At 64.1% G+C, this 12,378-nt stretch carries 16 protein-coding genes; 9 read left to right on the top strand and 7 right to left on the bottom strand.

Annotated elements, in window-relative coordinates:
• Positions 1–10: 10 nt before the first annotated feature.
• The 4 genes from ACVWZA_RS04655 to ACVWZA_RS04670 all read right to left on the bottom strand — a co-directional run bounded on the left by ACVWZA_RS04655 (position 11) and on the right by ACVWZA_RS04670 (position 2,093).
• Positions 11–430, bottom strand: a complete 420-nt coding sequence (locus ACVWZA_RS04655; protein WP_457309961.1) for an ArsR/SmtB family transcription factor — start codon at positions 428–430, stop codon at positions 11–13.
• A complete protein-coding gene (locus tag ACVWZA_RS04660; RefSeq protein WP_457309962.1) occupies positions 431–1,072 on the bottom strand; it encodes an SRPBCC family protein in 642 nt (213 codons plus the stop codon). It abuts the gene before it with no gap.
• 117 nt (positions 1,073–1,189) lie between these two features.
• Positions 1,190–1,393 (bottom strand): hypothetical protein, encoded by a 204-nt coding sequence (locus ACVWZA_RS04665; protein WP_457309963.1) that lies wholly within the window; start codon positions 1,391–1,393, stop codon positions 1,190–1,192.
• Between the two features lie 163 nt (positions 1,394–1,556).
• Positions 1,557–2,093: an Lrp/AsnC family transcriptional regulator gene (locus ACVWZA_RS04670; RefSeq protein WP_457309964.1), complete on the bottom strand. Its 537-nt coding sequence runs from the start codon at positions 2,091–2,093 to the stop codon at positions 1,557–1,559.
• Positions 2,094–2,166: 73 nt separating this feature from the next.
• Here ACVWZA_RS04670 and ACVWZA_RS04675 point away from each other — a divergent pair, with 73 nt between their 5' ends.
• From ACVWZA_RS04675 to ACVWZA_RS04700, 6 genes are all read left to right on the top strand, one after another.
• Positions 2,167–3,339 (top strand): MFS transporter, encoded by a 1,173-nt coding sequence (locus ACVWZA_RS04675; protein WP_457309965.1) that lies wholly within the window; start codon positions 2,167–2,169, stop codon positions 3,337–3,339.
• Between the two features lie 4 nt (positions 3,340–3,343).
• A complete protein-coding gene (locus tag ACVWZA_RS04680; protein ID WP_457309966.1) occupies positions 3,344–3,928 on the top strand; it encodes a glutathione S-transferase N-terminal domain-containing protein in 585 nt (194 codons plus the stop codon).
• 2 nt (positions 3,929–3,930) lie between these two features.
• A complete protein-coding gene (locus tag ACVWZA_RS04685; RefSeq protein WP_457309967.1) occupies positions 3,931–4,701 on the top strand; it encodes a class I SAM-dependent methyltransferase in 771 nt (256 codons plus the stop codon).
• A gap of 216 nt (positions 4,702–4,917) precedes the next feature.
• The gene (locus ACVWZA_RS04690) at positions 4,918–5,220 is read left to right on the top strand and encodes a hypothetical protein (protein WP_457309968.1); all 303 of its coding nucleotides are present in this window, start codon (positions 4,918–4,920) and stop codon (positions 5,218–5,220) included.
• 125 nt (positions 5,221–5,345) lie between these two features.
• A complete protein-coding gene (locus tag ACVWZA_RS04695; protein WP_457309969.1) occupies positions 5,346–6,101 on the top strand; it encodes a hypothetical protein in 756 nt (251 codons plus the stop codon).
• A gap of 201 nt (positions 6,102–6,302) precedes the next feature.
• Entirely contained in the window at positions 6,303–7,034 is a 732-nt protein-coding gene (locus ACVWZA_RS04700; RefSeq protein ID WP_457309970.1) for a DUF899 domain-containing protein, read from the top strand.
• Positions 7,035–7,055: 21 nt separating this feature from the next.
• Here ACVWZA_RS04700 and ACVWZA_RS04705 read toward each other — a convergent pair whose 3' ends face one another.
• Entirely contained in the window at positions 7,056–8,228 is a 1,173-nt protein-coding gene (locus tag ACVWZA_RS04705) for a GDSL-type esterase/lipase family protein (protein ID WP_457309971.1), read from the bottom strand.
• Positions 8,229–8,379: 151 nt separating this feature from the next.
• On the opposite strand from ACVWZA_RS04705, the gene ACVWZA_RS04710 reads away from it, so the two are divergent.
• Positions 8,380–8,640 carry a hypothetical protein gene (locus ACVWZA_RS04710; protein WP_457309972.1) on the top strand — a complete coding sequence of 87 codons (261 nt, stop codon included), beginning with the start codon at positions 8,380–8,382 and terminating at the stop codon, positions 8,638–8,640.
• A gap of 38 nt (positions 8,641–8,678) precedes the next feature.
• Here ACVWZA_RS04710 and ACVWZA_RS04715 read toward each other — a convergent pair whose 3' ends face one another.
• Entirely contained in the window at positions 8,679–8,987 is a 309-nt protein-coding gene (locus ACVWZA_RS04715) for a hypothetical protein (RefSeq protein ID WP_457309973.1), read from the bottom strand.
• Between the two features lie 182 nt (positions 8,988–9,169).
• Between ACVWZA_RS04715 and ACVWZA_RS04720 the strand changes: the two genes are divergently transcribed.
• On the top strand, positions 9,170–9,466 hold the full coding sequence (locus ACVWZA_RS04720) for a hypothetical protein (protein WP_457309974.1): 297 nt from the start codon (positions 9,170–9,172) through the stop codon (positions 9,464–9,466).
• A 192-nt stretch (positions 9,467–9,658) separates the two neighbouring features.
• Here the strand turns inward: ACVWZA_RS04720 and ACVWZA_RS04725 are convergent, their stop codons facing one another.
• Positions 9,659–10,666 carry an aldo/keto reductase gene (locus ACVWZA_RS04725; protein ID WP_457309975.1) on the bottom strand — a complete coding sequence of 336 codons (1,008 nt, stop codon included), beginning with the start codon at positions 10,664–10,666 and terminating at the stop codon, positions 9,659–9,661.
• A gap of 203 nt (positions 10,667–10,869) precedes the next feature.
• Between ACVWZA_RS04725 and ACVWZA_RS04730 the strand changes: the two genes are divergently transcribed.
• Positions 10,870–12,369, top strand: coding sequence for a L,D-transpeptidase family protein (locus tag ACVWZA_RS04730; protein WP_457310069.1), 1,500 nt, complete (start codon positions 10,870–10,872; stop codon positions 12,367–12,369).
• Positions 12,370–12,378 lie beyond the last annotated feature (9 nt).

Raw genomic sequence — 12,378 nt, forward strand, 5'->3', positions numbered from 1 at the left:
GCTGATAACGTCATTTCAAGGATGAGAAAGAGCGTGCCGGGCCGGATCGGGACTCGTCGTGCAGGACATTACCATCGACCGGCGCGGAGGTTGAATCGGCCCGCGCCACGCGCTTCTTCTTGCCGCGTGCGATCTCGGTTTCGAGAGCGCTGAGCTTCGGTTCCCAAAAGGTGCGGAAGCGGTCGAGCCAGGCATCGACCTCCTGCAACGGCCCGGTATCGACCGAATAGATGCGGCGTGCACCATCGATCCGCGACCGGGCAAAGCCATTGTCGCGCAGCACGCGAAGGTGCTGGGACACGGCGGCCTGGGTGATGCCGAATTCGCGGTGGATCGTCGCGACGATCTCACCCGAGCGGTGTTCGCCGGTCGCCAGTATTTCCAGAATCCTGCGGCGCACCGGGTCGCCGAGGATGTCGAAAGCGTGCATTCAGTTCTCTTCGGGCGTGGCGCCCGTGTAGAAGGCGGTGGTCGCCTTTGCCGCCTTTATCGCCTCGTCGCGATCGGTGCCGGCGGCGATCGAGGCCTGTCCCCAATCCTCGCTGCTGCCGGCGACGAAGGCCTTTCCTTCGGCCGAGGCTGAGAACTCGGCTTCATCGACCTTGGCCGCATCGGGCCGTTCGATATACAGCGCCAGCCCGAGCAGCCCGAGGTCCCAGCCGACCCCGACCGCGCCGGGGCCATAGGTCGTCCAGTGATCGTTGACCGGCGCGATATGGGTGAGCGTCAAGTGCGAGCGGTCGTCGCCGTCGGCCTCCAGACGCGCCTCGACCCAGCTGGTTTCGGGGCCGAATTGCCAGGTCAGGAACAGCAGATGTGGCGCATCGCACGTCTCGATCGTGCCGCCGGCATTGCCCTGTACCTGATAGCGGCCGCCGAGTTTCAGGTCGCCGGTGACCGGCGCAAACCAGCGCGGCAGGCGTTCCGCGTTGGTCAGCGCGTCCCACAGGTCGTCAACCGACGTGTCATAGCTGCGCGCGAGCGTGACAGCGCGGGCGGGCTTTCCGGCATAGTCGAGGACGGACACCGAACGTGTCACGGCGCCGAGATAGGGAGCGAAGTCGATGGGCATGGCAGGCCTTGATGTAGTTTGAGCTTGTATAAGCATACTCTTATATATTTCGAAAACCGTCAAGGGCCGACCAGGTAAATCGTTGCGATCGCCAAGGGCGGAATTGAATCGGCGGACTCATTTCATTTCAAAAGCCGCGGCGTGTTTTGACGCCGCTGCGATCACCCAAATTCCCGCAGCTGCGGGAATTGCTGCGGGAATATGTTTTTTGGGGGGATCTGCGGGAAGCTGCGGGAAAAACTGCGGGAAAATCCGCGCGGGACAACGGGAAATTGCGACGTGCTTACGGGAAAATCGGGAAATGGTTGGGGCGTAAATCATGTCTGCTCGATTCCTGATTTGCTCGATTCAAATGCGCCATCGAATGCGCTTCACCAATGACGCGCGAGGCGGCGCGCCGGAGAGCAGGCATGACAAGGCCAAACAGCAATGTGAATCGCGCCGACCATCAAGGCGCCGGGCACCAGTATGAGCGGCAGAGTCGTCAGGCGGGATGAAGTTGTCCTGCGTCCGGGAAATCGGTGATCCCGGCCTGCGACGTGCGCTCCAGATACGTTGACAGGACAACATAGCTACGGGTGCCCCGGACACCCGGCATTGCGTAGAGCCGTGCGAGCAGCGCCTCCAATGCGAGACTGGATGCGCAGCGCACCTTGAGCAGCATACAAGTGTCGCCGGCGACCGAGTGGATTTCCTCCACCTCGGGCAGCTCCGCCATTGCCATCAACTCCTGGGTTTTGCACCAGCCGGCGCTGTCGACATGGACGAAGGCGAGCAATGGCTTGCCGATCGCGGCTCCGTCGAGCACCGCGACGGTGCGGCGCAGGCACCCCGACGCGCGCAGCTTCTTCACGCGATCGTGAACCGCCGGTGCCGACAAGCCGACCATTTGGCCGAGCTCCGCGTAGCTGACGTCCGCATTCTCAGCGAGCACGCCTAATATTCTTCGGTCGAATGTATCGATTGGCCGCCCGATTGGCGGCGTTTGCCGAATGCGGTCTGTTTTTTCGGGCCCCGGCATATTCACCCTTTCCTGAATTTCATTAGTACGTTTCAACCATATACCTAATAGTATTTAGGACAAGCACATGTTGATGCGCAAGCTTCTCCCGCTGGCCGGATCGATTGCGGTAATCGGCGCAAACTCGCTGGCGCTGAGCCCGATCGCCGCCGCGGTCGCGCGCTCTTTCGTTGGTGTGGACGCGCCAGGAGTGATGAACGCCGCCGTCATCTATGGGCTTGCGACGGCCGCCAGTGCCTTGCTGCTTGCCCCCGCAATCGATCGGATCGGTCACCGAGCAGCGCTCGTCCGGTCTCTGCTCGTCCTGGCAGCGGCGCTGGCTTTGTCGGCCTTCGCGCCGAGCCTGTTGGTGTTCTGCCTTGCCCAGGCGCTCGCGGGCCTGGCCGCGGGTTGCGCGTTGCCGGCAATCTATGCGCTAGCGGCGCTGGTCGCCGAGAAAGGGCGTGAAAGCGAGACGCTGGGATGGGTCCTTACGGGATGGACCGTCAGCCTCGTGCTCGGTGTCAGCCTGTCGGCCGTTATAGCCGATTTCGCCCATTGGCGCCTGGTGTTCGCGGCGCTTGCGGTGGCCGCGGGCTGGCTGGCCACGAAAGTCGTTCGCAGCCTGGACCTCGCAGTTTCGACCCATTCCGCCGTTCGTCCGGCGCGCCTGAATTCACCGCTGACCACGCTGCGCGTGCGCGGCGTCGCCCCGGCGCTACTGACCGTGGCCCTGTACATGACCGCCTTTTATGGCCTTTACGCATATCTCGGCCCGCATCTCACCGGGGTCCTGCGCCTCTCGACGGCAGCGGCCGGCCTTGCGCCCGCTGCCTATGGCCTCGGTTTCGGGATCGCGGCCTTCGCGGACCGCTTCCTCGACCGCTTCGGACCGGCCGTCGCCACTCCGGTCGCGTTTCTGGGGCTCGGGCTCGTCTATTGCGCGCTGGCCGCAGCTTCGGCCCAAGCGGCGGTCCTGATCGTCCTCTGCCTGCTTTGGGGACTCGCCAACCATATCGGCCTCAACCTGATCGTCGGCCGGCTGACCGCGCTCGACCCCGACCAGCGTGGTGCGATTCTGGGCCTCTACAGCGCGGTCACTTATCTCGCCGTCTCGGCCGGCGCATTTTTCTACCGGCCATTGTTCGGGCAGTTCGGCTTTACCGGCTGCGCGATCGTGTCGGCCTGTTGCATCGCGCTAGCGCTTGCGCTGTCGCTGCACGGCCGGCCGGAGTCACTGTCGCTCGTCCGCAGGAATGGAGGTTGATCCGATGAGATTGTTCTTTGCGCCAGAATTCAGCAGCCTGGCCGATCATCTCGCGCTGCTGGAGGCCGGAATCGCGTTCGACATCGCTGAGGTCGACTTCGAATCGAAGCGGCTCAAGGACGGCAGCGACTATCTCGCCGTCAATCCCAAGGGGCTGGTGCCGGCGCTGCAATTCGACGACGGCGAAGTGCTGACGGAGAATGTGGCGATCCTCGCCTGGATTGCCGACCGCGCCCCGCACCTCATGCCGCCGGGCGAGCTCGGGCGATACCGGTTGCTCGAGATGCTGGGCTTCATTGCCAGCGAGATCCATAAACGGTTTCCGATCTATTTCTCGCTTCCCGAGGGCGCGCGGGAAACGATCGGCGACGAGATCGTACGCTGGTTCGACTTTCTCGGCCCGCATCTCGATCGCGGCTATCTGTTCGGCGAGGCGTTCGGCGTGGCGGATGCCTATTTATTCGTGATGGCGCGCGGCGCGCTGGCGATGGAGTTTGCGCTGGGCGAGCCGTATCGGGACTATGTGGCGCGCATCGACGCGCGGCCCGCCGTACAGGCAGCGCTGCGCCGAGAGCGCGGAAAGGCGTAATGATGGCCTTGGATCGCGCAGCCTTTTATGATGCCGAGTTGCGACGGCACCACCAGCACTTCCTTGCCGCCCTCAAGGTTGGTCGGCAGGACCATGTGCTCGATATCGGCTGCGGTGCGGGGCAATCCACGCGTGAGGCTGCCCGCGCCGCGGCGGAGGGAAGCGCCGTCGGCGTGGATATGTCGGAGGAAATGCTCGAAGTCGCGCGCCGGCGTAGTGCGGACGCGGGGCTCCACAACGTCAGCTTCGAACTGGGCGATGCGCAGGTCCATGAGTTTCCACCCGCGCAATTCGACCTGTGCATCAGTCGTTTCGGGACGATGTTCTTCGTCGATCCAGTCGCCGCCTTCGCCAATATCGGCCGGGCGCTGCGCCCCGGCGCTCGCCTCGTGATGATGACGTGGCAAGACCGCGAGCGCAATGAATGGGCGGTCGCCATCCAGCAAGCGTTGATGCCGACCGGGGTTTCTCCGGCAAATGCGAGCCCCGCATTCTCGCTCGCCGATCGGGCGGTCACGGCGCGCATCCTGATCGCGGCGGGTTTTGCCTCGATCGACTTTGTCGAAGTCCATGAACCAGTGTTTTATGGGCCGAACGTCGATGCGGCGCATGATGCTGTGGTCGGGCTGTTCCTGAAGGACGACCCTGCCGGTAAGAGCTCGGCCAGTGATGAGGTGCACCAGCGGTTGCGCGCCTTGCTGGATGCACATGCGACCGCCGACGGCGTGCTTTTCGAATCGCGCGCGTGGATCGTGACCGCGCATCGAGCATAGCGCCGCTGAAAGCCCTTTCGGGCCGCCGACCTTCGCTGATGGTTCGCATGATGCTCGTTTCGGGCGCACTGGCCGCGAAATTCACTGGCCTCGCAGGCTGAGGGCGCCGGGATCATCCACTCATCCGAGCGGATGCACAGCCGGACAGAATCGAATTGTTGGAACACGAACACTCGGCTTGGGTCGTGACGGTTTGTTAACCATTGGAAGAATGTGATGTTGGCGTTTGTAACGAAACTAGCTCCTGCGACGGTGATTTTGGTTGGTGCGGTGGGCCTGGGCGGCTGTGCCACCAAAGGATTTGTGAGAGAGCAGATCGCGCCTGTCAGCCAGCGCGTCGATGCGCTCGAGACCCGGCTGGGACAGACCGACGGCACGGCGAAGGCGGCATTGGCCGAAGCACAGGCCGCGTCGGGACAGTCGCAGAATAACGGTCAGCGTCTGGAACAACTCAATTCCCGGGTGGATGGCATCGAACAGCGGATGCAGCAGAATCAGCAGAAGCGGCCGCGCCATTGATGCCGCAAGGCAGCCGAAGCTGATGGGCCTGCAAGGCTGATCGGTCAGAACGCCGACAGATCTGCGATATCTAGCGCCGCCCTGCTTGCAGGGCGGCGCCCCTTTCTTTTCGGGCGCCTAAAGCGATGATCAATGTCCTTCTGGCGCTTGCCGGCCTGGCGCTGACTGCTCCCGTGCCTGCACGGGCGGCGGAAAGCGCCCGACCGTCAGCGTCGAAGCCGTCGCAGCCGGGAAGTGCGAAAGCCAAGGCCGAGGCCGAGGCCAAGGCCAAGGATGAAACCAAGGCCACGGATGAGGCCATGGCAAAGGATGAGGTGATCCCATCGGCGGAGGCGACGCTCGTTGCCGATTGGGTTGCCGCATCAGGGGATAATGGCTCGCTGCCATATGTCATTATCGACAAGAATGCCGCGTCGCTCGTTCTGTTCGATGCAAAGGGCAAAATGCTCGACAAGGTTCCGGTGTTGATCGGTGTTGCCGTCGGGGATGACGCTTCGCCCGGCATCGGCAGCAAAAACCTTGCCGAGATCGGCCCGGCGGAGAAGACGACACCTGCGGGACGTTTCCTGGCGAAATTTGGATTGGCGGCTGGAAAGCAAAAAGTGCTGTGGGTCGATTACGCCACGTCGGTGGCGCTCCACCCGATCCCGCCCGGGACCAGCAAGGAACGGCGCCGTCAGCGGATGCTGTCACCGGCAATAGACGACAACCGCATAACATTCGGGTGCATCAACGTGCCCAAGGCCTTTTATGGCAAGAGGCTGAGCCCCCTGTTCCAGAGGAAGGGCGGCTATGTCTATGTGTTGCCCGACACCAAGCCGATTGAGGAAGTTTTCCCTCGCTTGCGGGTTCAGGCTTTGGTGAGCAACGGCGCCCCCTGATAGCCCTGTCGGAATCCCGACACACTTGTCACTCCCGGCCTGATCGCTTTCGGTGCCAAACCCGCTTCACGATCAGGAATGTGCGATGCCCGGCAAGGGGCGTCGCGCTTCGGAAATCGGGCGAAGGGCTTCGCCCAAGGCAGGAGTGTCAAGGCCATGACGATATCAACAGCGAATGAACGACAGGGCGGGCAGCCCGCGATGGACACACCACCTATCGTGTCGCCTGAGGAATGGGAGGCCGCGCGCGCGCAAATGCTCGTGAAGGAGAAGGCGATGACCCGCGCACGTGACGCGCTGGCCGCCGAGCGGCGCCGGATGCCGTGGGTCGCGGTGGACAAGGATTATGCGTTCGAAGGCCCGGGGGGCAAGGCGAGCCTGCTCGACCTGTTCGAGGGCCGTCGTCAGCTGATCGTCTATCGCGCCTTTTTCGAACCCGGCGTGCATGGCTGGCCGGACCATGGCTGTCCCGGCTGTTCGTTCGGGGCCGATCAGGTCGGGCATCTCGCCCATCTGAATGCGCGCGACACGACGCTCGTTTACGCGTCACGTGCGCCACAGGCCGATATCGCGCGATTGAAGGCGCAAATGGGCTGGGACATGCCCTGGTACACCATCACCGACAGTTTCGACGGTGATTTCGGCGTCGATGAATGGCATGGCCATAATGCCTTTATCCGCGATGGCGAGCGGATATTCCGCACCTATATGATCAACAGTCGTGGCGACGAAGCGATAGGCACCACCTGGAGCTATCTCGACATGACCGCGCTCGGGCGTCAGGAGCTGTGGGAGGATTCACCCAAGGGTTACCCGCAGAGCAAGCCCTATAAATGGTGGAACTGGCACGACAGCTATGTCCCCGGCGCCGCGCCCGATCCGGAATGGGTCGCGGTGTCGGACGCGGGCGAGGCGGCGTTTCGCGACCAGTGAACGGCATCCGGGACCGACTGGTCAGCGGCCGAAGGCGCGACCTGCGCCAAAGCCGAGGTCGGCGAAACGCTCACCGATGCGCCGGTGGGTCGCGGCATCCGGATGGAGTTCGTCCGGTAGCGGGCGTTCGGCGAAGTCCTGCGCGCCATAGAGTTTGCGGCCATCGAGATAGTGGATCGCCGGGTCATCGTTCGCGCGTTGGTCCACGATGTTCTCGAGTGCGTCGCGGATGATGTTGAGCGTCAGTTTGCCAGTCGCGCGTTCCGCAGGGTCACCGGCGGCGTAAAAGCGCAACTGTCCCGCTGCCAGGACGGTCAGGTCGAACGCGCTTGGCCCGGGCGTGTCTTCGTGGATCGGGCACAGGATCGGCGATACCACCAACAGCGGCGTATCCGGATGTCCGTCGCGGATCGTGTCGAGCAAGCCGTGGACGGCGGGCGCGAAGGCGCGCAGCCGCATAAGGTCCGTGTTGACCAGATTGATGCCGAGTTTGACGCTGATGAGATCGGCCGGTGCATCGCGCATGACGCGGGCGACGAACGGATCGAGCAGCGCGTTGCCGCCCAGCCCCAGATTCGTCAGCTCGACACCGGCGCGCGACGCGGCGACCGCGGGCCAAATACCGGTCGGGCTGGCCGCGTCGGACCCCTGGCTGATCGAGCTGCCATGATGCAGCCAGGTCCGGCGGCCCGAAACGGCGGCGGGCGTCACCGGCGCGTTGGCGCGCAGCGCGGCCAGCTCGGTGGTCTCGTTATGCGGCAGCCAGATCTCGATATGCTTGGCCCGATCGGGCAAATCGGCGAACCGCAACGTGCCGGCGGGGCCTGCATCGGTACGGATGGACCCGGTCGACATGTCGATGGTCAGGGTTTTGCCGCCATCGGCGCTTGCCTGTGCGGTCAGGCGGCCGTCGATCAGCAAGTCATACACGCCGTCGGGTCGGCGGGGTGCCCCGACATAGACGCGCCTGGTGGCGAGCGTGTCCAGTTCGATGATGGTGGCGTGCGTGTGAAAGGCCAGCCGGACGCCCGACGGCTGCGCTTCCGCCATCGCCAGTTGGGCGTCGGCACATTGCGCGCGCGCCCAGGCCGGCAGGCGGTGCGGGAGCAACCCATGCGCGGTGCGTTCGAGTTCGAGCGCGCCACGCACGAGTTGCGGAGTGATCGGTATTTCAACCAGGTCTGGATCAGTCATATCCGCGCCCGCTACCATTATCCGCGCACCACGTCAGCCGCGCGAAGCGACGATGATGAGGGTGATCGCTGTCGCATTGGCCTCATCCCGGCGCTATGGACGATCGATATCATCGTCGGTCCGACCGACTGAAAGGCCAGACCCCCCCCGCGTGGCAAAGAAACGGCAATATCTGACGGCGACCTTGCCCGATGGTTATATCAAGACGATCGGCCCGACATCGGTGGCGTTCACGCATTATTGGCGGATCGTCGCGCAGCTTGGCAACGACAAGACGGAGGTGTTCTGGGGGCACACCAAGTCGCTTGCCGAGGCCCGGAAAAAGAACGCCGCCGCGATCGATGCCGCCGGCAAGCGCGGATGGAAAAGCCATGTTTTCGAAATCGTCGAACTGGTCGAATCGTCCGAATAGGCCGGTTCGCCGACCTGGCTATCGGTGTGGCGAGGCGGCTACCGGACCGCGCGAACCTCGGCCAGGAGGTGATTGAACTGGCTGACCAGCAAGTCGTCGGGCCCTTGATCGAGATCGTCCCAGGGAATGATGTGTTCGACGACGTGAAAGATATCGACCCGCTCCACCTGGATGCGGATGCCATAACGGTCGGTGGCCACGCTGCCGCGCAGCTGATCATGGCTCGAAAGGCCCGCAGCCGCGTTTTCCAGCGCCTGACGCTGATTGCGGTGTTCATTCATGACCGGTGAGCCAGGCGGCCCGGACGCCGCGAGGTGAAGCCCGAAAGCAGGGGAAAAGACCTTCATGGTACCTCGTTGATCGGTGCGCCCGCGCCCTTTGGCGCATTGGTTTTGCGGAACGATGGACGCGGCGGCGCCGGGCGGCCTCATACGATTGTAGGAGGAATGATGTTTTCGAATCCCAAGGTGGTCGCGACCGAAACCGACACGGGCGTCGCACGTTACAGCTGACTTGAAAGGGAGACGCGATGCCGCACGCCAGTGATGTCGTTGAATGTAGCGGCCCGGACAGCCCGCATGCATTCGACATCGTTCCGCTTCAGCCGCGCAACGGTACGCTCGATGCGCCATGCCCCGTGTGCAAGGGACATGGGCAGTGGAACACCGAGATCGACCTGGTCAGTTTTCGCTGCAAACGCGCGATTTGTGGTCATTGCCTTGGCGCGGGGTGGGTGGAAACCGGCGGCGATCCCGTCGGCATTCCCGATATCGAGTTGACGCCGGACGGTCACCCGCATTGGATCAGGCGCAACGTGACGGAATGAACGCGAACGGTCGGTCTGTGCTTGGGCAAGCCGAAATCTAGACGAACGCGCACCTGTCGGCGCGCACGGCCGATCAAAAGGGTGCCAAAGGGCTATGACGCGCGGTACGATCACCGGGCGCAAACGCCATGTCGTGCCCATGCCGGTGGCTCGTTCCTCACGGCCCGCATCCATGCCGCCTACGTCATGGCGTCAGGCCAGCGCCTCGTCGGCGAAAGTCTCGGTGTCGATCTGCGCCTGCATCGGTGCAGTATAGCGCGCGCCGCGGATCGGCCGTGTCTCGAACAGCGCGTCGACCTGTGCCAGGACGGCCTGGTCGAGCGATATGCCGAGGGTCGCGATATCCTCCTCGAGATGAGCGATCGAGGCGGTGCCCGGGATCGGCACGATATGGTCGCCGCGTGACAGGACCCAGCCGAGCGAAAGCTGTGCCGGGGTGCAACCGGCGTCCGCCGCGAGCGCGTCAAAGGCGTCGACCATGGCGAGATTATGCGACAGATTGGGTTCGATAAACCGTGGCATGGTGGCGCGGATGTCGTGCTGCGCATAATCCGCGCTGCGCACCGCGCCGGCGAGCAGGCCGCGTGCCACGGGTGAAAAGGCGATAAAACCGATGCCCAGTTCGCGGCATGCCTGAAGCACGGCGATCTCCGGGTTGCGAACCGCCGGCGAATATTCCGATTGCACCGCGGCGATCGGGTGAACGGCATGGGCGCGCCGGATCGTCGCGGCGGACATTTCCGACAGGCCGATCGCGCCGATCTTGCCCGCTTCCTTCAATCGCACCAGCGCGCCGACCGACTCCTCTACGGCCACGCGCTTATCGAGGCGGTGGAGATAGACCATGTCGATATGGTCGGTCCCGAGCCGGGCGAGCGAACCCTCGACGGTGCGCGCGATCGCAGCGGGCGAGCCGTCGAGCGTGCGCTTTCCATCGACCATGTCGAGCACGCATTTGCTCGACAGGGTGAATTCGGCGCGGCGATGCAGGATCGCCTTGCCGATCAGCCGCTCATTGGCGCCCAGGCCATAGAGCGCCGCGGTGTCGATCAGCGTCACGCCCAGGTCGAGCGCGCGGTTGAGCAGTGCGGCGCCCTCGGCTTCGGACGGCGGCGTCGCATAGGCGTGGTTGAGGTTCATGCAACCCAGGCCGATGGCGGAGACGGTGAACGGGCCGATCTGGCGGGTATGCAGGGACATGGTGACGCGGCAATCCTTTATGGCCTCGGCGATCGGGTCCGCATTGCGCCGGAAGCGGTGCGATAGTCCAGTGCGAGCCCGGTCAGGCGATCCGCGCACGGCGGATCGCGGATAATTGCGATTATCACCCTCTCTTTCCGTTCATGCTGGCGTAGTATGGGCTTTCTATATGGAGCGATGCTTGGCAGAGGGTCGGAATGAATATGCTTTATGATCAGCGATCTGCCCGACGCTCCGGTGTCGGTGTACGCGTATTGGGCGCGGCGCTGGCCGCTTCGATGCTGACGACGCCGGTTGTCGCGCAGCAGGTTGTGCCGCCGCCGGTGGTACCGACACCGATTGCCCCGCCGTCCTTACCGGTCAGGGCGCCGGTGACGCTGCCCGAACTGACCGACACGCAAGCGGCGCAGCTTGCCATGTTGATCGACAAGGACGCGGTGGCGCAAGGGCTACGCGAGGATCCGACGCCGCGCCCGGCAACGGCGACTCGCGATGCGCTGGTCGGGCTTGCGCTCGATCACGCCAAGGCGGTGCATTCGGGGCGGCTCGACGTCGCCGATTTCCAGCGCGAATGGGGAATCAGGCCGCAAGCCTATGATCCGCTGCCCGGCTTTGTCGATGCGTTGAAGCGCGACCGGCTCGCCGCGTGGGTCGCCGCGTTGCCGCCGCCTTATGCCGGATATGATGCGCTGGTCACGGGCCTTGCGCGTTACCGCGCGATCGCCGCGACCGGCGGCTGGACCGCGCTCACCGCCGGCGCGGAATTGAAGCTTGGCGCGACCGGTGACCGGGTGCTGGCGCTGCGCAAGCGGCTCGCGCTCGAGGATCCGCTGATCGATGCCGCGGGGACCAAGTTCGATGCCGGTCTGGAGGATGCGGTCAAGCGTGCGCAGCGCCGCTACGGCCTCAATCCCGCCGGGCTGGCGGGCGCGCAGACGATGGCCGCGCTCAATGTGCCGGTCGAGGCGCGCGTGCGCCAGATCATGGCCAATATGGAGCGCTGGCGCTGGTTGCCCGAACAGCTCGAAAAAGACCGCGTGCAGGTCAATATCGCCGCTGCGGTGCTCACCGTGTTCGATGGCGACGCACCGGTTATGTCGATGAAGGCGGTGACGGGCCGGCCCGGCGACGAAACGCCGATGCTGGTGTCGCAGATCCACAGCATCGTGCTGAACCCGCCCTGGAACGTGCCCTCCACGATCGCCAATCGCGAACTATGGCCCAAGGAGAAGGCCAAGCCGGGTTATCTCAAGCGCAATGGTTTCCGGATCATCGATACCGGCGACGGCGGCAAAAGGCTGCAGCAATCATCGGAACGCAGCGCGCTGGGCAAATTCAAGTTCGATTTCGACAACGCCTTTGCGGTCTATCTGCACGATACGCCGGCCCAGGCCGGCTTTGCGCGCTTCGACCGGCTGGCGAGCCATGGCTGTGTCCGGCTCGAAAAACCCGCCGATCTCGCCAAGCTGCTGATGCGTTCGACGCCCGAATGGGCGCCCGCGACGATCGACGCGACGGTCGACGCCGGCAAGACCGTGCGCGCCAAGATCGCCAATCCGGTGGCGGTCTATCTGCTTTACTGGACTGCCTTTGCCAACACGAACGGGCTGGTCAGTTTCCGCGACGATCCGTATCGGTGGGACGGATCGCTGGCGGGCAAGATCGAGGCACGATCGGCGAAACAGGCGCTCGCTTCACGCTGAAGGACAAGA

This window comes from Sphingomonas sp. UYAg733 (assembly GCF_054057355.1).